Source organism: Acinetobacter sp. YH12096 (genome assembly GCF_013419215.1).
Taxonomy (GTDB): domain Bacteria; phylum Pseudomonadota; class Gammaproteobacteria; order Pseudomonadales; family Moraxellaceae; genus Acinetobacter; species Acinetobacter amyesii.
On sequence record NZ_VPAM01000005.1, the window covers coordinates 63,646 to 86,010 of the forward strand.

Genomic DNA, 22,365 nt, shown 5'->3' on the forward strand with positions numbered 1-22,365 from the left:
ATCTGTGGCGATAACTCAGCCTAGCCAAAATATGGTACTAATAGAGCCATATATTTAGCACATAGGATAGGTGAAGTATGGCGTTTTATGGCGATACAGATGCGCAAGAAACCCAAGAATGGCAGGACGCATTTGATTCAGTTTTACAGCACATGGGAACTGACCGCGCTGCATTTTTGCTTGAAAAACTCTATCAACAAGCGATTGCTAAGCACGTTCCCATTCAGCGACTAAATACTCCTTACTTAAATACCATTTCAGTTGAAGAACAACCGCCTATGCCGGGTGATTCGGATATGGAGCGCCGTATTCGTGCGCTGATCCGCTGGAATGCCTTAGCGATGGTACTGCGTGCCAATAAAACAGGTGACGATTTAGGTGGTCACTTGGCAAGTTTTGCATCATCTGCCACTTTATATGACGTGGGTTTTAACCACTTCTTCCGTGCCAATAGCGACAGCTTTGGCGGTGACATGATCTATTATCAAGGTCACTGTGCGCCAGGTATCTATGCACGTTCGTTCTTAGAAGGTCGTTTGACTGAAGAACATTTAAATAATTTCCGTCGTGAAGTTGGCGGTAAAGGTTTACCTTCATACCCACATCCGTACTTGATGCCAGATTATTGGCAGTTCCCAACCGTATCGATGGGTCTAGGCCCGATCATGTCGATCTATCAAGCACACATTCAAAAGTACTTGATGAACCGTGGCCTGATCAAAGAAGAAAACCGTAAAGTTTGGGCTTACCTCGGTGATGGTGAAATGGATGAACCTGAAAGTACAGGTGCCATTTCACTTGCAGGTCGTGAAAAGCTCGACAATCTGATTTGGGTCGTGAACTGTAACTTACAGCGTTTAGATGGCCCAGTTCGTGGTAATGGTAAAATTATTCAAGAACTTGAATCATTGTTCCGTGGTGCAGGCTGGCGCGTAATTAAGGTGGTTTGGGGTCGTCATTGGGATCCGTTACTGGCAAAAGATGATTCAGGTGCCTTAAAAGCGGTGATGGAAGAAGCGGTCGATGGTGACTTCCAGCGTTATCAAGTGAAAGGTGGTGCGTATACGCGTGCACATTTCTTTGGTAAGTATCCTGAAGCTGAAGAGTTGGTGCGCAACTTAAGCGATGAAGATATTGATAACCTGAACCGTGGTGGTCATGACCCATTCAAAGTGTATGCGGCTTATGCCGAAGCGATGAAGGAAACGGGTCAGCCAACAGTTATCTTGGCAAAAACAGTCAAAGGTTATGGTTTGTCGGAAGAGATTGAAGCAGTCAATAAGACGCATCAAATCAAGAAAATGCAGCTTGAGTCGTTGAAATACGTGCGTAACCGTTTCAACTTGCCATTTACCGATGAACAGCTTGAAGAAGTGCCATTCTATCGTCCGAGTGAAAACTCGCCTGAATTGAAATACATGAAGGCGCGTCGTGAGGCATTGGGTGGTTATTTACCTGCACGTCGTAAAGAAAGTGAACAGCTGGCGATTCCTGAATTGTCTGTGTTTGATGCGGTACTGAAAGGCAGTGGCGGTAAAGAGCAATCGACGACCATGTTGATGGTACGTTTGATTTCATCATTATTGAAAGAAAAAGCCATTAAAGATCGTGTCGTACCAATTGTGCCAGATGAAGCGCGTACTTTCGGTTTGGAAGGTATGTTCCGTCAGTTGGGGATCTATGCTGCGCATGGTCAAAAATATACCCCTGAAGACCAAGAACAGTTGATGCATTACCGTGAAGCTAAAGATGGTCACATGTTACAAGAAGGGATTAACGAAGCGGGTGCGATGAGTGCTTGGGCTGCGTTAGGAACCAGTTATTCAACCAATAACTTGCCAATGATTCCGATGTATATGTACTACTCGATGTTCGGTTTCCAGCGTATTGGCGATATTGCATGGGCTGCAGGTGATGCGCAGGCGCAAGGCTTCTTGCTCGGTGCAACTGCGGGTCGTACAACACTGAACGGTGAAGGTTTACAGCACCAAGATGGTCATTCACATATCTTGGCAAATACGATTCCAAACTGTATTTCTTATGACCCATGTTTTGGTTATGAGTTGGCAGTGATCGTACATGATGGTTTAAAACGCATGTACGTGAACCAAGAGCGCGTGTTCTATTACTTAACAGTAATGAATGAAAACTACGAACACCCTGCTATTCCTGAAGGTGCTGAAGAAGGCATTAAACGTGGTATGTATCTCTTCGAAGAAGATGAGAAAGCAACGGTTCAGTTGATGGGTTCAGGTGTGATTCTGCGTGAAGTGATTAAAGCGGCGAAAATCCTTCGTGATGAATATCAAATTCATTCAAACGTGTGGAGCGTCACTAGCTTTAACGAATTAGCTCGTGATGGTATGGCGTGTGAAGAATACAACCGCCTACATCCATTGGCTGAAGATACGAAAGAAGCTTGGATCTCTCAATTACTTCGTGAAAAAGACGGTATTGTGGTATCGGCAACCGATCACATGCGTGCTTATAGCGAACAAATCCGTGCTTATCTTCCAGACAATCGTCCGTTCGTTGCATTAGGTACAGATGGTTATGGTCGTTCAGATACACGTGGCAACTTACGTAGCTACTTTGGTGTCGATGCCGCACATATTGTGGTAGCAACATTGAAAAAACTCGCGGATGAAGGCGAAGTTGATGCGCGTTTAGTCAAAGATGCTATCTCAAGCTTTGAACTAGATACTGACCGTCCAGTGGCATGGGCTCCGCAGGAAACGCCGGAACTGCATGCTGTGGCTGACTACAAAGAGGAGAACTAATCATGCAAATTACGACTCCTGATATTGGTGTAGATAAAGCAACGGTCGCTGAGATTTTAGTGAAAGTCGGCGACAGCATTAGCGTCGATGACAGCATTGTGTTGTTAGAGTCTGATAAAGCCTCTGTTGAAGTACCAAGCACTTCGGCAGGCGTGGTGAAAAGCATTGCAGTTAATCTGGGTGACAGTGTTGCTGAAGGTGCTGTGCTGATCGAGTTGGAAGCAGAAGGTCAAAGTACTGCTACAGCTGAGCCAGTACAAAATGCAAGTGAAGACGAAGCAGCAGAACCAACTCCGGTTGTGGAAGCAGAACAAACTGCAGCAGCATCTGTTGCAGCCAATGCTCCTCAGTCGCAAAGCATCGATGTGCAAGTTCCTGATATTGGCGTAGAAAAAGCTACGGTAAGTGAGATTTTGGTCTCTGTTGGTGATGAGATTGATGTCGATCAAAGTATTATCGTGGTGGAATCAGACAAAGCGACAGTCGAAGTCCCAAGTACTGTATCAGGCCGTGTTGAATCGATCACAATCAGTGCTGGCGATGTAGTGAAAGAAGGTGTAGTGATTTTAACGGTGAAAACGGCGGCTTCATCTGCTGCGGTTGAATCGGCTGCTGTGCAAGAAACTGCACAGCCTGTTGCTGCACCTGTTGTTGCAGAAGCAACACCAGCGCCGTCTACGGCTGCGGCGTCTGGACCTGTTGATATTGCAGTGCCTGACTTAGGTGTTGATAAAGCAGCAGTGGCTGAAATTTTAGTCGCTGTGGGTGATGTGGTTGAAAAAGACCAAAGCATCATCGTGGTGGAATCAGACAAAGCAACGGTAGAAGTGCCAAGCTCTACCGCTGGTAAAATCACCGCGATTCATGTCCAGTTAGGGCAAAGTGTCTCTGAAGGCGTCGCTTTAGTGACGATAGAAGCCGAAGGTCAAGCTGTTGCAGCACCCGCACAAGCAGCGAAACCTGCACCAGCTGTAGCACAGCCTGCGACAGTTGCACCTAAAGCTGAAAGCAAAGTTGAAGCAGCTCCACAATCACAAGGCGCAGATAAACTCACCAAAGAGCAAAATGCTGCCAATGCCAAAGTGTATGCAGGACCGGCCGTTCGTAAGCTTGCACGTGAATTGGGTGTGGTTTTGGCAGAAGTCAAAGCATCTGGCCCGCATGAGCGTTTAATGAAAGAAGATTTATTCGCTTATGTGAAAACCCGTTTGACCACTCCGCAAGTTGCACCTGCAGCTCAAGCTGTGGCACAGGTTTCAGGCTTGCCGAAATTGCCAAGCTTTGATGCTTTTGGTGGTGTGGAAGAGAAAGTTTTGACACGTTTACAACAAGTGTCGATTCCGCAATTGTCTTTAAACAATTTTATCCCGCAAGTGACGCAATTCGATGCTGCGGATATTACCGATCTTGAAGCTTGGCGTAATGATTTAAAAGCTAACTTTAAGAAAGAAGGTATTGGCTTAACCATTATGGCTTTCATCATCAAAGCAGTGGCTTATTTGTTGAAAGAAGAGCGTGAATTTGCAGGTCATTTGTCTGATGATGGCAAGTCAGTATTGCTACGCAATGAAATCCACATGGGGATTGCCGTTGCCACGCCTGATGGTTTGACCGTGCCTGTACTGCGTAATCCAGATCAAAAATCGATTAAGCAGATTGCAATTGAGCTGGGTGAGCTGAGTCAAAAAGCACGTGACAAAAAACTATCGCCAAAAGATCTACAAGGTGCGAATTTTACCATTACCAGTTTGGGTTCAATTGGTGGCACGGCATTTACACCGTTGGTCAACTGGCCACAGGTGGCGATTTTGGGTATTTCACCTGCAACCATGCAGCCAGTATGGAATGGTGAAAGCTTTGATCCACGTTTGATGCTGCCGCTGTCATTGTCATACGATCACCGTGTGATTAATGGAGCGGACGCTGCACGTTTTGCCAATAAACTGACGAAGCTGCTCAAAGATATCCGAACTTTATTGATCTAATCTGACCTGTTTAAGTTTCAAAATGAACCCTGCTTTGGCAGGGTTTTTTTATGGCGTGGTGGTGGACTGACAAAGCCAATCAGGAAGTTCAATGGGTGAAGGGTAGAGCTTTAATGCCGAGTTTGCGTTGAGGTTATAGGTGAGTGGAAGCGTACGATGTGGCTGCGCCGTCGACCAAAGCTTATGTCGTAAATGTTCAAAGCGTTGAAAGTCTTTTAAAAATAAGCCCCAAAACTTTTCATAATGCTCAAGTTCTTGCACATGTTGATGCTGATATGCATGTGTTTGACCGTGTTGGTGCTGAAAGTCATAGCCCATCAGCCAAATACGCTGCGGTTGAAAGAGATGTGCGAGTGAATAGGCTTGAAGGCCGCAATTATTACCATAAACAAAGTACGGTGAATGAAATAACTCCGCTTGCGTATCGATACGCACGGTTTTAAAGTTAATCACTTCATGTTCAGGATATGGACGGTTGTGACCTAAACCACATCCGCTAATGATGTCACCTCGAAAGGATGCTTTGAGCATGGGCTGATACTGTAACCACCATGCATAGTCTGAATGATGAGCAATTTGAGCCTGAGGAAGTTGAAGAAAACTTTGATTACAGCAAATGATCAGCAGTTTTTTTGAGGGCTGAATGGTGGTTAAGTCGAAATTGAGCTGAGATGGACCACCTGCAATGATTAATACATCCTGCACATGCATATAGTGTTGAATAAATTCTTGAAATTTTTGATTATTGTTTTGCATATCAAATTGAGTCATCGAAAATTAAAATTGCGAAAACATGCATTCCTCGCTAGAATAGCATTACTTCATTGGGGAGTAGCCGCTTTTTACGCAAAGTAAGAAGGTGATGGTCAACATATTTGCTCTAAAACGAGCATGGTCATCATAGCAAAGAACCAAATGAGCTCTTCGTAGCTTTCTTTTGTTGGCAAGACCTTTGATTTATCACTCTGCACATTGGCTAGCAGGAGGGATAAGTCATCGGTATATGTTATTGCTAGCCAGAGAAATGCACCATGTTAACCGCTTTCTTCATTTCCCTTGCTGTTGTTGCCCTGTCAGAAATGGGCGATAAAACACAATTACTTGCCTTACTGCTTGCTGCACGTTTTCGTAAACCCGTTCCGATCTTAATTGCAATTTTCCTCGCGACTGTGGTGAACCACGGGGTTTCTGCTGTGCTGGGTCAATGGATTACCACTGTTTTAAGTCCAACCGTTTTATTGTGGATCGTTTCTCTGGGCTTTATTGCTATGGCGGTGTGGATGTTGATCCCCGATCAATTGGATGATGAATCTGAAAGTATCAATAAGTGGCAAAAATATGGGGTTTTCGGCGCCACTTTCGTTTTGTTCTTCTTGGCTGAAATTGGAGATAAAACCCAAATTGCCACTGTTGCACTGGCTGCACGCTTTGACAGTATTGGCTGGGTGACTTTGGGGACGACATTAGGCATCATGTTGGTTAATGCGCCTGCGGTATTTATTGGGAACAAGCTAGCTGAAAAACTACCGATTTCACTGATTCATAAAATTGGCGCCTTGGTATTCTTGGTGATTGGTTTGGCTGCGTTGGCACAACACTATTTATTTTAAATAATGATCTCACCATATTAAAAATACATGAAATCCTGAGTTAAAAACTCAGGATTCTTTGCCAATAAATGAGACCCAATTCACTGATATTTCAGATAATATTGACTTAATATTTATTGTAAGTTTCCCTAAATAAATATATGTTATTCACCTATAGAATATATTTTTTTTGATAAAAAATTTGGGGAATGGGAATGGCTTTCGAACGCACAACATCACAGGTACTTTATGATGATGGAAAGCATAAATGTATTAGCTTTACCAGCTTGGTAAAAGGCGAGGGCGTACAGGCGAACCAGTTCCTGATTTTGGATAATGAGCGCGCAGCGGTGCTCGATCCGGGTGGTGACTTGACCTATGTCCCACTGACTATGGAACTGAATAAATATACCCGTTTGACCAATCTTGACTATGTGATGGCCTCGCATCAGGACCCAGACATTATTACCTCGATGCCGCGTTGGTTGGTTTATACCGACGCCAAAGTGGTGGCATCTAAGCTGTGGGCGCGTTTCTTACCGCATTTAAACTCTGCATTTATGAGTGACCGGATGAAAGGCAACTGGTTGGATCGTCTGATCGAACTGCCAGATCATGGTCAGGTGATTCCATTAGGCAACAGTCATTTGGTGGCTGTTCCTGCACATTTCCTACATTCGGTTGGTAACTTCCAATTTTATGACCCGATTGCCAAAATTTTATTCTCAGGGGATATGGGCGCATCTATGGTGGATGATGCCTCTAAACCTTTAGAAAATTTTGCCGCTCATATTCCTAAAATGAAAGGCTTCCATCAGCGCTACATGTGTTCGAACAAAGTGATCCGTCTGTGGGTCAACATGGTACGGACGATGGATGTGGAAATGATCGTACCGCAGCACGGCACGCCATTTATTGGTAAAGAACAGATCAACCAATTCTTAGATTGGATCGAAACCTTGCAGTGTGGTGTCGATTTAATGGATGAAACAGTCTTTACTTGCCCAGTATAATGACTTGAAAATTCAGAAAAAATAATTGAGTTTGCAGATAACATTTTTTAATATTTTTTGTCCATAAAATAAGCTTTTAGATGACGAGAATAGATAAAAATGTTGTCTCAAATACCGACTCAGGATGCATGTTTAACCTGTGGAGCATGTTGTGCCCACTATCGCGTTTCTTTTTATTGGGCAGAAGGGCTGAATATGCCCGAACATTATACTGAGCCGGTTAATGCTGTGTATTCATGTATGGCGGGCACCAATCAAACACAGTCTCGTTGTATCGCTTTGGGTGGTGAAATTGGGCAAGCAGTGAGTTGTAGTGTGTACGAGGCGCGCAGTTCCACATGTAAAAGTGTGCAGATAGCTGATGAGCAATGTAATAAAGCACGCATCGCGCATCAAATGATTCCATTGATCAGTATTCCACTGCATGACGCTGAAAATGATGAAGATTTCGATCAAGTCAGTTAAGGCTTTAGTTCCAGAATAAATTTATTGAAATTAAGCGGTAGAGTCTTCGGATTCTGCCTGTATTGAACAAGTTGCTGACTAACCCTCAGTGTATTCTTGCTGAAAACAGCATATTCGATGGTTAATATTGAAAACTCCGTAAAGAATTGCCGCAATTAAAATGAAAATTGAACGGAAATTTGTATATAATGGCTCACGGAAATTACCAGCGAGACTGTTATGTTGACCATCGTTCAAGAAGCCCTAACCTTTGATGATGTCTTATTACTCCCTGCCTATTCTACTGTTCTCCCAAAAGATGTCTCTCTTAAGACACGTTTCACACGTGGCATCAATTTGAATATTCCACTTGTTTCTGCTGCGATGGATACTGTGACTGAATCACGTATGGCAATTGCAATGGCGCAAAACGGTGGTATCGGTATCCTGCATAAAAACATGGATATTGCTGCACAAGCTGCAGAAGTTCGCCGCGTGAAAAAATTTGAAGCAGGTATGGTGAAAGACCCAATTACCGTTACACCAGAAACGACTGTACGTGAGCTGATTGCTTTAACTCAAGCAAATAACATCAGCGGTGTACCAGTGGTGAAAGACGGTCAAGTGGTGGGTATTGTTACTGGTCGTGACACTCGTTTTGAAACCAATCTTGAGCAACCTGTTAGTAACATCATGACAGGTCATGATCGTTTGGTAACTGTTCGTGAAAACGAATCAAAAGAAAATATCCAAGCATTACTTCAAAAACACCGTATTGAAAAAGTCCTTGTTGTAAATGACAACAACGAACTGAAAGGTTTAATCACGGTTACTGATTTCCGTAAAGCTGAAAACTATCCAAACAGCTGCAAAGATGACTTAGGTCGTTTACGCGTTGGCGCTGCAGTAGGTACAGGTGCAGAAACACCAAGCCGTGTAGAAGCATTGGTGGAAGCAGGTGTTGATGCGATTGTTGTTGATACAGCACATGGTCACTCTGCAGGTGTAATTGAACGTGTACGTTGGGTAAAAGCCAACTATCCACAAGTTCAAGTGATTGGCGGTAACATCGCGACTGGTGATGCAGCTCTTGCATTATTAGATGCTGGTGCAGATGCAGTGAAAGTGGGTATTGGCCCAGGTTCAATCTGTACTACACGTATCGTTGCTGGTATTGGTATGCCGCAAATCTCTGCGATTGACAGCGTTGCCAATGCACTAAAAGACCAAATTCCATTGATTGCAGACGGTGGTATCCGTTTCTCTGGTGATATGGCAAAAGCGATTGGTGCAGGCGCGAGTACCATCATGGTAGGTTCATTGATGGCGGGTACGGAAGAAGCACCGGGCGAAGTTGAATTCTTCCAAGGTCGTTACTACAAAGCGTATCGTGGTATGGGTTCATTGGGTGCGATGGCAGGTGCAACAGGTTCTGCTGACCGTTATTTCCAAGACTCAAAAGCAGGCGCTGAAAAACTTGTACCAGAAGGTATTGAAGGTCGCGTACCTTACAAAGGCCCAATGGGTAACATCGTTCATCAAATGATGGGTGGTTTACGTTCATCTATGGGTTATACCGGTTCTGCGGTGATCGATGACTTACGTAAAAATGCACAGTTTGTCAAAATTACTGCGGCAGGTATGTCTGAATCTCACGTACATGACGTGACTATTACTAAAGAAGCACCAAACTACCGTGTTGGTTGATATTTAGTAGCTTTTAGCCGAAAAGGCCGTCATTAATATGACGGCCTTTTTGTTTTTGGTGTAAAGTATTTGCAGTAAAAAGTGATGATTAAGATCACCATTAAGAAGTGAGTACAACATGAGTTATTTTGGTACAGATGGCATTCGTGGCAAATTCGGTGAATTGCCTATTACCCCTGAATTTGCATTAAAACTAGGATTTGCCGCAGGTAAAGTATTAAAACAATACAGTAAAAAAGCAAAGCCCATCGTTGTACTAGGTAAAGATACCCGATTATCGGGCTATATTTTAGAGTCAGCATTACAAGCCGGTTTAAACGCAGCAGGTGTTTATGTTCATTTGTTGGGTCCATTACCTACACCCGCAATTGCCCATTTAACCCGTGCATTACATGCCAGCTTAGGCATCGTGATCTCGGCGTCGCATAATCCGTATTTTGATAATGGCATTAAGTTTTTCTCGAGCGAAGGTAAAAAATTGCCGGATGAAATTCAAGAAGCCATAAACAAAGAACTTGAAAATGACTTGGTGATCGAAGACCCTGCAAACTTAGGTAAAAGTGTGCGTGTAAAAGATGCCAATGGTCGTTATATCGAGTTTTGTAAATCAACCTTCCCGTACCATTTTGACCTGACAGGCTTAAAAATTGTGGTGGACTGTGCCAATGGTGCAGCCTATAGCGTCGGTCCTTCGGTATATCGTGAACTGGGTGCAAAAGTGATTGCGCTGTTTAACGAACCGGATGGTTTGAACATCAATAAAGACTGTGGTTCGACGCATCCTGAGTTTTTACAAAAAGCAGTTGTTGAACATCAGGCGGATTTAGGGATTGCCTTTGATGGTGATGCTGACCGTGTGATTATGGTCGATAAAAATGGTCAGCAAATTACCGGTGACCATATTCTCTATATTTTAGCCACTCAAGCGAGTCAAAAGCCTGCGGGTATCGTGGGTACCGTGATGAGCAATATGGCGCTTGAAATTGCTTTAGATCAAGCCAAAGTGCCGTTGCTTCGTGCCAAAGTTGGTGACCGCTATGTTTTACAAGGCCTAGAAGAAAAGGGCTGGGTAACGGGCGGTGAGCCATCAGGTCATATTCTGACTTTGGACAAGAGCACCACAGGTGATGCGATCATTGCTTCACTTCAGGTGTTAACGGTGATGGTTGAACAAGGTAAAGCCTTACATGAATTGGTGGAAGGTTTTGAATTATTACCAAACGTTCTGGTAAATGTTCGCTTGGCTGCGATGTTTGACCCCTACGCCGTACCTGCATTGGTGAGCGAGTTTGAAAAAGCTGAAGCGCAGCTCAAAGGACGCGGTCGAATCTTGATTCGTAAATCAGGCACAGAGCCGGTGATTCGAGTCATGGTTGAAGGTAATGACCTTGAAGAAGTTACCGCTTTGGCAAATCATTTGGCCGATGCTGTTCGTGCCAATGCAGCTTAAATCAAGAGGGGAAATTGCATGAATGATGTGATTAAGGACTTAAGTGAACTGCGTTTAACTTATCAAAAAGGTGAGTTGCATGAAGATCAGGTGAACCGTGATCCACATGAGCAGTTTTTATTATGGTTTAACCATGCCTTAGCAGCACAACTGCATGAACCCTATGCTATGTCTTTGGCTACGGCAAATGCCCAAGGTCGTCCGCACGTGCGGACGGTCTTGTTGCGCGGTGCGACCCATGCAGGTTATGACTTCTACACCAACTATGACAGTCAAAAAGGCAATGATCTGCTCGATAATCCTTATGCAGAATTATTGTTTTATTGGCAAGAGCAGGAACGTCAAATTCGGGTCAGTGGTCGTGTGGAAAAGATATCTCTCGAAGAATCGACAGATTATTACCATAAGCGACCGCGTGATAGCCAAATTGCAGCGCACATTAGTACTCCACAAAGTGGTGTTATCGCTAGTCGTGAAGAATTACAACAGCGTTTCCAAAATTTGCATGATCAAGTGGAAAGCAAAGACGTTTTGGAGAAACCTGAGTTTTGGGGCGGCTATCGTTTAGTTCCGGATTATTATGAATTTTGGCAAGGCCGTCCGAATCGTTTACATGACCGCTTGAGTTATAAACTACAGGATGGTCAATGGGTTTTACAGCGACTGATGCCATAAATGTCTAAACTTTTAATTCAACAAAGACCCTATTTGACGCGCCCTGAAGATATTCAGGGCGTTGCCCCGTTTATTGCTGATTTATTGGCACGTCGCGGGGTTTCTTCCGCACAAGAACTGGAATTGAAGCTCAAGCATTTACATGCCCCGACCTTAAAAGGCATGCAGCAAGCTATAGAGTTGATCGACCAAGCTATTGATGCACATAAAAAAATTGTCATTGTAGGCGACTATGATGCCGATGGTGCAACCAGTACTGCATTGATGGTCTTGGCACTGCGTGATATGGGCGCGGATGTTGAATATCTGGTTCCAGACCGTTTTAAGTATGGTTATGGCCTGACACCCGCCATTGCTGATTTAGCCTTCGTGAGTTTTACCCCAGATGTGCTGATTACAGTCGATAATGGTATTTCGAGCCATGCTGGTGTAGCACAGGCACAGGCACATGGTATGCAGGTGATCATTACCGATCATCACCTGACCACAAAGGAAACACCACTAGCAGAAGCGGTGGTAAATCCGAATCAGTTCGGATGTGAATTTCCAAGTAAAGCCTTGGCTGGCGTAGGTGTTGCATTTTATGTGTTGGCAAATTTGGCCAGTATGCGTAAAAAAAATGCTAAATCCACAGCCAACCTCAGCCAATATTTGGACTTGGTGGCCTTAGGCACTTATGCCGATGTTGCAAGTCTAGATCTGAATAATCGGATTTTGATCGATGCTGGTTTGAAGCGGATACAGCAAGGATTATGTCGTCCAGGGATCAGTGCATTATTGGATATTGCCGGTCGTGATCCTGCACAGTTAAAAGCACAGGACTTGGGCTTTGTGGTCGGCCCACGACTCAATGCAGCTGGGCGTATGGAGACTATGGATATTGGGATTGAGTGTCTGATTGCGGCAGATTTAAGTACGGCTTATCCGATTGCGCAGCAGTTGAATCAACTCAATATTGAAAGACGCCAAGTCGAAGGGCAGATTAAACAGGAAGCTCTGGCTGAGTTAGAACATATTCAGCTTGATCAGGATAACTTACCTGCAGCCTTGATCATGTTTGAACAGCATTGGCATCAAGGGGTGATTGGGATTGTTGCAGGGCGTTTGAAAGAACAATTTCATAGACCTGCAATCGTCTTTGCCGCAGATGAGGATGGCGTACATATTAAAGGCTCTGCGCGTTCTATCGAAGGTATTCATATTCGAGACAGTATTGAGCGTATTGCTGAATTACATCCGCATTTAGTGAGTCATTTTGGTGGACATGCTGCCGCAGCAGGACTAACCATTCAAAAGCAGCATTTTTCTGAATTTAAAACCGCTTTTGAAGCACTCATCGCTGAGCAAGATGAAAGTTTATTTCAGGCGACTATTTGGACAGATGGTGAATTGCCTGATTCGGCCATTAATGTCGAAACCGTGGATCTTCTGCAAAATTTAAGTCCATGGGGACAAAAATTTCCTGCACCGGTCTATGAAGGTCTATTTAAAGTCTTAGATTATCGTTGGTTGAAAGATGTGCATCTGAAATTAAAACTTGCTTTAGATAATGGCTTAATAGTGGACGCAATTGCATTTAATGCGGCAGAAAAGTATGAATTTAATCCTATGCAAGATCAAATTCGCTTGGTCTATGAACTCGATAAAAATGAATTTAGAGGAAATGTCAGTGTTCAATTGAGAGTTTTACACTTGGCTTAATAAATTCTATTTTTACAGACAAATAAAAAAACCGCTCAGAAGAGCGGTTTTTTTATGGTTTTGACTTCAATGGATTAGAAGCGGTATTTCGCTGCTACACCAAATGAATTGTAGTCATTGTTGCCAACTTCACCGAAACCAACACGACCTTCAAGGCTCACTTGTTGGTTGAAGAATTTACGTGCATTGATCCCTACTTCGTTACGATCAGTGACATCGTTGTTGTAGTAGTCAGCACCAACACTGAATGTTTTGTCGATGAAGTAATCCGCTGCTAGATTGAATTCATCTAGATCACCGAATGCTGCACCCGCTTCAAGGTTAATGTCTTTACCATTGCTTAAAGTTGTTACGTATTTAGCACGTAAAGTTGGATCTACACCATCATCATCATCGTTATCCCAACCTTTCACACCAACTGCAACTAAGAAGCCTGGTGCAGGAAGATAACCGACTTCAGCACCGTAGTAAGTTGTATCGTTGTCTACTGTGCCAAATGGAGTGTCAACTTCGACATTATTACGGCTTACATCACCAGATACATAGAAATCTGAGTTTGGTACGAAATATTCGATACCAACGCCATAAGTATTGTCGTCAACATTGCCACGGTCAGCGAAAGTTGCATGTGCATTTACGTTACTTGCACGGTTTAAGAATGCAGCTTCTGCAAGAGGAGCGTTACGAGTTTGAACAGGGTTGAAGTAATAAGTACCGTTTACACCAAATTCACTGCCAGAGCTTCCATTATCTGGGTCGATGTAACCAGCTGAAGCGCCCACTTCTGCTTGATAAGCATGAGCTGTACCTGTAATAGCAAGTGCAGAAAGAAGTGCTGAAGCAATTGCGAGTTTTTTCATGGAAACTACCCCTCTAAATTGTTTGGCTAAATTTAATACATTTTTTGTTACAAGTTTTAGTCTAGAGAATTTTTAAAGATGGTCAATCGCTGCAAAGTTGCAGAACTGTGTATTCGGTAATTTTATGTAATTTTAATTATTTAAGATATTGAAAAATATATAATTATTATTAATGTTTTGTTTTATTAAAACTGTGTAGATATTATGAATTTGTAGATTATTTGGTCAACAACTGGACTTTTTTTAAAGTAAATATTACATCGAAAAGAAAAAAGCACCTCAAATTTGAGGTGCTTTTTTAATGCACATTCCTAATTCAAACGAAATTAGAAACGTAAAGTTGCATTGATGTTGAACGCTTGAACGTCATCACCAAAACCAACTTGACCACCGATTGCTAGGTTCGGGTTAAGGAAGTATTTTGAACGGATAGCGAAGTAATCCGTGTCTTCATCACCATCATCTTCGATGTTGTAAGATGCACCAATGCTAAAAGCTTGGTCGAAGTAGTAGTCTGCACCAATCGTAACAGAGTCTAAATCACCAAAAGCGCCATCTGCCTCTAGGTTGATGTATTGACCATTGTTCAAAGGCGCAACATATTTTGCTTTAACAGCAAAACGGTTGTCTTCGTCTTCATCATTGTCGCCTTGATAGCCATCAATACCAACAGCAAGTAAAAGGTTAGAGACAGGTAAATAACCTACTAATGCGCGGTATGTTGTTGAATCATAGTCCTCGCTTGCTGAAATGCCAGCAACTTTTACTTCAGCTTTTTCTTCTTTGTAGCCTAATTCACCATTAAAGTAGAATTGTTCAAAGAAGTATTCAGCACCTAATGAAATATGGTGGCTGTCATATTCTGCTTTGCCTGCAAGCGGACCTGAAACAGGAAAATAATCTGATACATCAACTGTTTTTGTATCTAAATATTGATAGCTATATTTAGCATAAATATTGCTGTTATGGCCTAAAAATGCAGCTTCGTTTAATGGGCCATTTTTAGGGTTTACTGAGTCTAAATATAACGTGCCTTGTAAGTTGAACAATCCGTTTGAATCTACGATGTCATTGTCCCAATCTGTATAAGTAAAACCGCCATCAACTTGACCATCATAAGCAAAAGTTGATGAAGTGATAACAGCTAACCCTAGTGCAAGTAATGTCTTTTTCATAAAACCCTCGAAACATTATTGTTGTAAATAAAATGTAATAAATAGTAACGCGAGCGTATTGTTCATATTATGTGCATTGAAGTCAATGATTTGGATGATCAATCTGGCTGAATCTGTGCAAATGCTCTGTGATATAATAGGCGGCTATTTAAGCCAAATTTTTTGATTGAGAGTAATTCACGTGGAAATTAATCCGTATCTATTACAGCTAAAAGACTTAAACGACCGTGGTCAAACATTACGGGGGTATCTTTGACTACGATCTGAAAAAAGAGCGTTTAGAAGAGGTTCTACGTGAGCTGGAAGACCCAGCAATTTGGAATGATCAAAGCCGTGCGCAAGCAATGGCAAAAGAAAAAGGTGAACTCGAAAACGTCATTAACGTGCTCGAAGGGCTTTCAACTCAGCTAGAAGATGCCCAAGCGATGTTGGATCTTGCGGTTGAAGCAGAAGAAGAAAGCTTACTTGCGGATGTGCAAGCAGAGTTAACTTCAGCGGAAGCAGAACTTGCGAAATTAGAATTCCGTCGTATGTTCAGTAATCCGATGGACCCGAACCCATGCTATGTCGAAATCCAAGCAGGTTCTGGTGGTACTGAAGCACAGGACTGGGCATCGATGTTACTGCGTATGTATCTACGTTGGATTGAACGTCATGGCTTTAAAGCAGAAGTGATGGAAGAATCTGATGGTGATGTGGCAGGGATCAAGTCTGCAACGATCCGTGTAGAAGGTGAGTATGCATATGGTTGGTTACGTACAGAATCTGGCGTACACCGTTTAGTCCGTAAGTCACCTTTTGACTCAGGTAATCGTCGCCATACTTCATTCTCAGCGGTTTTTGTATCGCCTGAAATTGATGACAATATTGAAATTGAAATCAATCCAGCTGATGTACGTACTGATACCTATCGTGCATCTGGTGCGGGTGGTCAGCACATTAACAAAACAGACTCTGCGGTACGTTTAACTCACGCTCCAACAGGGATTGTGGTGGCATGTCAGAACCAACGTTCACAGCACGCCAACCGTGACCATGCATGGAAACAGTTACGTGCAAAATTGTACGAACTTGAAATGCAAAAACGTAATGATGCGGCACAAGCGTTGGAAGACACCAAGTCAGATATCGGTTGGGGCAGTCAAATTCGTTCATACGTTTTAGATGACTCGCGTATTAAAGACTTACGTACCAGTGTAGAAAGTTCAAACACCGGTGCAGTGCTTGATGGCGATTTAGATAAGTTTATTGAAGCCAGCCTCAAACAAGGTTTGTAATTTAAATTTATATAGAAAACAAAGTTCTATCTGTTTTTGATTAATATATCTATAAAAATCGATATAAAAATCGAAAAAATACGATATATTGTATTCAAGATGCTGAATAGAACTTTGTTGTCCAAATTTTTATTTAATTAAACCCGTTTAAATTATGGATATTGATTTAATTTTTAAAGCACTTGCCAATCCGACTCGACGTCAAATCTTGGAATGGTTGAAAACACCAGAACAGTTTTTGTCAGAAGAACAATGTGGCGGCTTTAATCGTGGTGTATGCGCTGGCAATATCGAAAAACTCGGTAATGTTTCGCAGTCTACGATGTCTAATCATTTGTCTGTGTTACAACAGGCGGGCTTAATTCAAGCCGAGAAATATGGTCAATGGTCGTATTTTTCGCGCAATGAAGAACTCATTCAGCAATATATTGATTATCTGCAGAACTCACTTTAAATCATTTTTCGCATTTGAAGTGTTAGGCGAGACATATATGGCTGAACTTAATACTCCTCTCATTTTGGGTGATTTACACCTCAAAAATCGCGTTGTAATGGCGCCACTAACCCGTAGTCGTGCAACCATTGACCGTGTTCCAACGCCGATGATGGCTGAATATTATGCACAGCGTGCAAGTGCTGGATTAATCATTTCAGAAGCAACAGTCATTTCAGAAGCAGCTAATGGCTATTTGCAGACGCCGGGTTTATTTACCGATGCTCAAGTTCAGGGCTGGAAATTGGTGACCCAAGCCGTACATGAACAGCAAGGTTTAATTGTGGCACAATTGTGGCATGTCGGACGTGTCTCACATCCCGACCTTTTGAATGGTGATACACCAGTTTCTGCCAGTGCGGTACAACAGGCGGGTTATGTCAGTCTGCTTCGCCCAAAACGCGAATATGTCGTGCCACGTCCATTAGAGATTGCAGAAATCAAAAGCATTGTAGAACAATACAAACAGTCTGCGATCAAAGCCAAAGAAGCCGGTTTTGATGGTGTGGAATTGCATGCGGCCAATGGTTATTTGATCGATCAATTCCTACAAAGCAAAACCAATTTACGTGAAGATGAGTATGGTGGTTCTGTCGAAAACCGCGCACGTTTATTGCTTGAAGTGGTGGATGCGCTGATCGAAGTGTGGGGTGCAGGTCGTGTAGGTGTACATCTTGCGCCGCGTGGTGATGAACACGACATGGGCGATCATGATCCACGTGAAACCTTTGGCTATGCCTTAGAGCAGTTGGGGCAGAGGAAGATTGCATTTTTCTTTACCCGTGAATATCTGGCGGATGACAGTATTAGTGATTATCTGAAACAGCGCTCAAATGGTGTGCCATATATTGCCAATATGCGTTTAAGCCGTGAAGATGCTGTAGATTTATTGGCCTCAGGTAAAGCCGATGCGGTGTCTTTTGGTAAAGCCTATATTGCCAATCCAGATTTGTTTGAACGTTTGCTGGCGAATGCTGCACTGAATGAATTGCAGTTGGAAAATATGATTGGAACTGATGTAGCCGAAGGCTATATTGATTATCCAAGCATGAAAAATAAATTTGGTTCAGGTCGTTCAACCTATTAATCGACACTTGAATATGCATTATCCATTAACATGTGGATAATGCTCTGATATATTCTGCCGATTCAAACCGTTTTTGAGCGTAATAATTTGACTACTCCTTTTTGGTATAACGCAGCTTTGGCGCTGATTAAACCGCTATATCAATGGCGCATCAAAAAACGTGCTGAAGATCTCCAACTATATCAGCAAGAGTGTCTTGAGCGCTTTGGGCCATTTCAGCCGGTTAAAAACCGCAATGCAATTTGGTTTCATGTGGTTTCCGTAGGAGAAACCAACGCTGCACAGCCGCTGATTGAACATTATCTCAAAGCAAGCCATCCAGTCTTAGTCACCAATACCACCAAAACCGGACAAGCGCGTGCGAAACAATTATTTTTAAAAGCACCTTATGAATCACTGTTTCAGGCCGTGTATTTGCCGGCAGATCAAAAAAAATTAGTCCGTCGTTTTATCGAAAAATATCAACCGAAAATGTTGGCACTGGTCGAAACTGAACTCTGGCCAAATTTGATGATTGAAGCCGATCAGGCCAACGTTCCGTGTTTATTAATTAATGCCAGATTATCTGAAAAATCGGCGAAAGGTTATGGCAAAGTCCCGAGTTTGACGCAGCCGATGCTAAAGAGTTTGAAACAATTATTGGCGCAAGATCAGGCAACTTTAGCGCGATTTATTGAGTTGGGTGCAAACCCCCATACCAGTCAGGTCGTGGGAAGTATCAAGTTTGATATTCATGCACCCGATAGCTTTGTGCAACAAGCAGCGCAGTTGCGCGAAGATTGGGCTTTGCAAGAGCGCAAAATCATTACCATTGCCAGTACACATGCACCAGAAGAACAAAAACTGCTCGCAGCACTGCAGCCGATTTTGCAACAACAGCCTGAGCTATTATGTATCGTCGTACCACGGCATCCCGAACGCTTTGATGAGGTTTTTGTAGAAGCGCAGAAACTGAATTTACGCACACAGCGCCGCAGTTTAAAGCAAACGATTCAGCCTGAAACGCAAGTGTATTTAGCGGATAGTATGGGTGAATTATGGCTTTGGCTGGCACTGAGTCAGGCTTGTTTTGTTGGCGGGTCTTTAAATGTACCGGGCGGTGGACATAATATTTTGGAACCTATCGCGCTGCATGTCCCGACAGTATTAGGTCAGCATTATTTTAATTTTCAAACCATTGTGGATGAATTTGTAGCGGCCCATGCGGTTGTGGTTGTGCAGGATTTTGAGCAGGCGGCTAGTGCATTGGTTGAGATCATTCAAAATACTGCGAAAGCGCAGGCTTTAAATGATGCAGCTCAGCTGATTATGCAAAAGAATACTGGGTCGCTGCAAAAGCATATTCAGGTGATTGATCAATACCTTTGAATTTACAACCATGATTTAAATTGGTTGATGCTTTAAACAGATGAATGAATAGGCTCGACAGAGTCTTACATTTAAGATTTGAAGAAAGGGCTTAGCCTTCGGTTGGAGGTACTCTTACGAAACGTTGTTTCTCATTCGGCAAAATGGAATGCGAAGCTTCGCAAGGAAGCCATCTTGCGGTGCAGTGCAGCTCACCGACAAAACGCGTCGAATTTTTATGTCTAACAAATAATCGCTGAAACTTGAGTGATTCTATTGAGTGTTGCCTTGAACCGTTGTGGATGACGTTTTCGCGTATCCAATTGAACTGGGTAAGAGAATTTTTATGAACATTGTCCTGCTTGACCCACGTCAAACTGAATCTGAACTGTGGAATATCAGTGCCAAACGCCAAATTGAGCATTTAAAAAACCATGTGAATATACAGGTGGGCGATACCCTCAAAGTCGGGATTCGGGAAGGAAAGCGTTATTTAACCCAAATCGTCAGTATCAGTGATGAGCGCATTCAACTTAAACCCTTACAAGAAGAAGAAGTACCAGCAAAGCATCCGGTGACTTTAATTGTGGCAATGCCTCGTCCGAAAGTGTTGCGCCGTCTGATCATGGATGCCGTCACCTTAGGCGTAGAAAAAATCATTTTGCTGCACAGTTATCGCGTGGATAAAAGCTATTGGCAGACGCCATTTTTACAGCAGCTCGATCACTATGTGACGTTGGGTTTGGAGCAGGCAGGTGACACCATTGCGCCCAAAATTGAACTGTATAAACGCTTTAAGCCCTTTGTGGAGGATGTTCTACCGAGCATGATCTCCTCGGACTATCCCGCTTATGTGGCGCATCCTTATGTCGAAGATGTGATGCCTACAGGGATTCAACATGGATGTACGATCATCATTGGACCTGAAGGTGGATTTATTCCTTATGAGGTAGATTTACTCATAAAAAACGGCTGCCAAGCAGTCAGCTTAGGCAACCGAATTATCCGTACAGAAACTGTGATTCCGTACGTTTTAGGGCGATTATTTAGCTGTTGAAGCTTCTGCCTCAGCTTGATCACCACGGTAAACTTTCACTTCCTGTACAGGGTACGGAATTGAAATACCATTTTGATTGAATGCTTGGATAACGTGTTCTTGCACTTCACTGATCGAGTTCGCAGTGGTGGTTTCTGTGGTATCTACCCACCAACGGACATTCAGATTGACCGAGAAATCAGCCAAAGCATTCACGTTTACGGTAAACGCAGGTTGGCTCAAAATGGTCGGGTCTTTGTCTAAAATGGCCAAAACAATGTTTTTAGCTTTTTGAATGTCATCTTCATAACCAATACCCACCACAAATTCACAACGACGACGTTGATAAGCGGTATTCACCGTTACCGCACTGGTGTAAACCGTCGCGTTTGGAATCACGATACGACGACCATCGGGAGAGCGTAGGAAGGTTGCACGAATTTGAATATCTTCAACTGTACCTTCCATTCCTGACACAATAATGTCGTCACCGATTTTGAACGGTTCACCGAGGAGAATCAAAATACCCGACAGTAAGTTCTGGAAAATATCTTTAAACGCGAAACCGATTGCAACCGAACCAATCCCCAAGGCACTCATGAGCTGACCCGGTGTGAAACCAGGGATCGCAATGACCATTGCAATCAGGAAACCGAAGAACATAATGGCTGAGCTACCGACACGGTTCAGGACCAAAACTAGATTTTGTTTTGAATAAGAACGGTCAGTGAGTGCTTTACGAACAAAGAATCTAAAGAGTTTTGACAGTAGATAGAAGATCGTAAAAACAATTAATGCGATACAAATATAAGGCAGGCGTTCCCAAAATCCATCGACAAATTTATCGATCGTTGAGTATGCGTCATTATATTTAGAGGTATGTTCCAGCACGGTTTGTGCGGTTTTTTCTGTTGCCTCTTGCAAAAGTTGAGTCGTGCCTTGAGTGACATCACTCAAGGCATTTTCTTTTTCAGCCACGAGTTTTCCAAATGTTTCGATTTTTCGCTATTTTGCCTGAAATTAGTGGCGAAAATAACCCTCATTTACAGGCTTGCGAACGGATGTATCAAAATTCAGACAGGCTCAGATTCGGTTAGTGGCTTAGAAATATTCAGTACCTTGTTGAATGATTTCTGTAGGCGATTCAATTTCTCCGCTACCCATCATATAAGACGTGATGCTACCTGTAGCCACGAGCGACAAGACACTGATTAAAATCATCAACCATGCCAGAATTTTTTCCCAAACTGCAGCAGGGCGTGGCGCGCCGTATTGATTTACGGTCGGTGTGCCTGAGGCCAATAATAAATACAGGATAAAGAATAGATTGATCACGGGGATAAATAAGAGCAGTAGCAACCAACCGGCTTTATTGAGGTCATGCAGCCGACGCACGACAAAGACACAATAAAAATAGATATAGAGAATAATAATCGCCAAATAGGCGAGGCCAGATACCCCAGTGAATATGCCAACAAATTGCTCATTTAACGTCATGGTATTGATGTTGAAAATACCCACGGCAAGGCTTAAAGCGATCAAGGCAAAAAAGCTGATGATATTGAGAAAGCCATACCAACCAATCATGCTCAGTCGACCAAAACGTCCATCTGGTTTCAGGGGATTATCCGATGTAGTGGTCGTCTGACGGGAAAAGAAAGAAGAGTCATTGGTATTCATGCTTGGGTCAACTCAACGTGTATGGAAGAATAAAAAAGTGGAATGCTGAGTAAAATTACCTTTGCA

At 43.0% G+C, this 22,365-nt stretch carries 19 protein-coding genes and 1 riboswitch; of the genes, 14 read left to right on the plus strand and 5 right to left on the minus strand.

Annotated features, from left to right (window positions below; genetic code table 11):
* Positions 1-77: 77 nt before the first annotated feature.
* On the plus strand, positions 78-2,780 hold the full coding sequence (aceE, locus tag FTU36_RS03425; protein WP_078193212.1) for a pyruvate dehydrogenase (acetyl-transferring), homodimeric type: 2,703 nt from the start codon (positions 78-80) through the stop codon (positions 2,778-2,780).
* 2 nt (positions 2,781-2,782) lie between these two features.
* Complete coding sequence (locus FTU36_RS03430; protein WP_180025893.1) at positions 2,783-4,765, plus strand: 2-oxo acid dehydrogenase subunit E2; 1,983 nt, start codon at positions 2,783-2,785, stop codon at positions 4,763-4,765.
* A gap of 48 nt (positions 4,766-4,813) precedes the next feature.
* Here FTU36_RS03430 and FTU36_RS03435 read toward each other — a convergent pair whose 3' ends face one another.
* Positions 4,814-5,521, minus strand: coding sequence for a methyltransferase type 11 (locus FTU36_RS03435; protein ID WP_180025894.1), 708 nt, complete (start codon positions 5,519-5,521; stop codon positions 4,814-4,816).
* Between the two features lie 58 nt (positions 5,522-5,579).
* Positions 5,580-5,722: riboswitch (yybP-ykoY riboswitch) on the plus strand.
* Between the two features lie 74 nt (positions 5,723-5,796).
* Between FTU36_RS03435 and FTU36_RS03440 the strand changes: the two genes are divergently transcribed.
* From FTU36_RS03440 to recJ, 7 genes are all read left to right on the plus strand, one after another.
* Positions 5,797-6,375, plus strand: coding sequence for a TMEM165/GDT1 family protein (locus FTU36_RS03440; RefSeq protein WP_078190565.1), 579 nt, complete (start codon positions 5,797-5,799; stop codon positions 6,373-6,375).
* 194 nt (positions 6,376-6,569) lie between these two features.
* A complete protein-coding gene (locus FTU36_RS03445; protein WP_078190564.1) occupies positions 6,570-7,367 on the plus strand; it encodes an MBL fold metallo-hydrolase in 798 nt (265 codons plus the stop codon).
* A gap of 99 nt (positions 7,368-7,466) precedes the next feature.
* The gene (locus FTU36_RS03450) at positions 7,467-7,832 is read left to right on the plus strand and encodes a YkgJ family cysteine cluster protein (protein ID WP_180041711.1); all 366 of its coding nucleotides are present in this window, start codon (positions 7,467-7,469) and stop codon (positions 7,830-7,832) included.
* A 219-nt stretch (positions 7,833-8,051) separates the two neighbouring features.
* Positions 8,052-9,518: an IMP dehydrogenase gene (guaB, locus tag FTU36_RS03455; RefSeq protein WP_078190562.1), complete on the plus strand. Its 1,467-nt coding sequence runs from the start codon at positions 8,052-8,054 to the stop codon at positions 9,516-9,518.
* Between the two features lie 118 nt (positions 9,519-9,636).
* Positions 9,637-10,968 carry a phosphoglucosamine mutase gene (glmM, locus tag FTU36_RS03460; protein ID WP_111884469.1) on the plus strand — a complete coding sequence of 444 codons (1,332 nt, stop codon included), beginning with the start codon at positions 9,637-9,639 and terminating at the stop codon, positions 10,966-10,968.
* 18 nt (positions 10,969-10,986) lie between these two features.
* A complete protein-coding gene (gene pdxH / locus FTU36_RS03465) occupies positions 10,987-11,643 on the plus strand; it encodes a pyridoxamine 5'-phosphate oxidase (RefSeq protein WP_180041705.1) in 657 nt (218 codons plus the stop codon).
* Complete coding sequence (gene recJ, locus FTU36_RS03470) at positions 11,644-13,344, plus strand: single-stranded-DNA-specific exonuclease RecJ (protein WP_180116812.1); 1,701 nt, start codon at positions 11,644-11,646, stop codon at positions 13,342-13,344.
* Between the two features lie 74 nt (positions 13,345-13,418).
* On the opposite strand, the gene FTU36_RS03475 is transcribed toward recJ, so the two are convergent.
* Positions 13,419-14,204 (minus strand): putative porin, encoded by a 786-nt coding sequence (locus FTU36_RS03475; protein ID WP_168379409.1) that lies wholly within the window; start codon positions 14,202-14,204, stop codon positions 13,419-13,421.
* Between the two features lie 326 nt (positions 14,205-14,530).
* On the minus strand, positions 14,531-15,379 hold the full coding sequence (locus FTU36_RS03480; RefSeq protein ID WP_180116813.1) for a putative porin: 849 nt from the start codon (positions 15,377-15,379) through the stop codon (positions 14,531-14,533).
* Positions 15,380-15,560: 181 nt separating this feature from the next.
* Between FTU36_RS03480 and prfB the strand changes: the two genes are divergently transcribed.
* From prfB to FTU36_RS03505, 5 genes are all read left to right on the plus strand, one after another.
* Positions 15,561-16,656, plus strand: a protein-coding gene (gene prfB / locus FTU36_RS03485; RefSeq protein ID WP_111884474.1) for a peptide chain release factor 2 whose coding sequence is annotated in 2 segments (ribosomal slippage) — positions 15,561-15,632 and positions 15,634-16,656 — 1,095 coding nt in all. Because the reading frame shifts where the segments join, the coding sequence is not laid out codon by codon here.
* 154 nt (positions 16,657-16,810) lie between these two features.
* Positions 16,811-17,110, plus strand: coding sequence for a helix-turn-helix transcriptional regulator (locus FTU36_RS03490; RefSeq protein WP_078190555.1), 300 nt, complete (start codon positions 16,811-16,813; stop codon positions 17,108-17,110).
* Positions 17,111-17,147: 37 nt separating this feature from the next.
* Positions 17,148-18,236 carry an alkene reductase gene (locus tag FTU36_RS03495; protein WP_111884475.1) on the plus strand — a complete coding sequence of 363 codons (1,089 nt, stop codon included), beginning with the start codon at positions 17,148-17,150 and terminating at the stop codon, positions 18,234-18,236.
* Positions 18,237-18,323: 87 nt separating this feature from the next.
* Positions 18,324-19,604 (plus strand): 3-deoxy-D-manno-octulosonic acid transferase, encoded by a 1,281-nt coding sequence (locus FTU36_RS03500; RefSeq protein WP_180116814.1) that lies wholly within the window; start codon positions 18,324-18,326, stop codon positions 19,602-19,604.
* Positions 19,605-19,929: 325 nt separating this feature from the next.
* The gene (locus FTU36_RS03505; RefSeq protein ID WP_180116815.1) at positions 19,930-20,640 is read left to right on the plus strand and encodes a 16S rRNA (uracil(1498)-N(3))-methyltransferase; all 711 of its coding nucleotides are present in this window, start codon (positions 19,930-19,932) and stop codon (positions 20,638-20,640) included.
* On the opposite strand, the gene FTU36_RS03510 is transcribed toward FTU36_RS03505, so the two are convergent.
* Together FTU36_RS03510 and FTU36_RS03515 are read right to left on the minus strand one after the other, a co-directional pair.
* Entirely contained in the window at positions 20,626-21,597 is a 972-nt protein-coding gene (locus tag FTU36_RS03510) for a mechanosensitive ion channel family protein (protein ID WP_078190551.1), read from the minus strand. The two genes, FTU36_RS03505 and FTU36_RS03510, sit on opposite strands and share 15 nt — an antisense overlap.
* Before the next feature lie 123 nt (positions 21,598-21,720).
* Positions 21,721-22,299 (minus strand): DUF805 domain-containing protein, encoded by a 579-nt coding sequence (locus tag FTU36_RS03515; protein ID WP_180011586.1) that lies wholly within the window; start codon positions 22,297-22,299, stop codon positions 21,721-21,723.
* Positions 22,300-22,365: the final 66 nt, after the last annotated feature.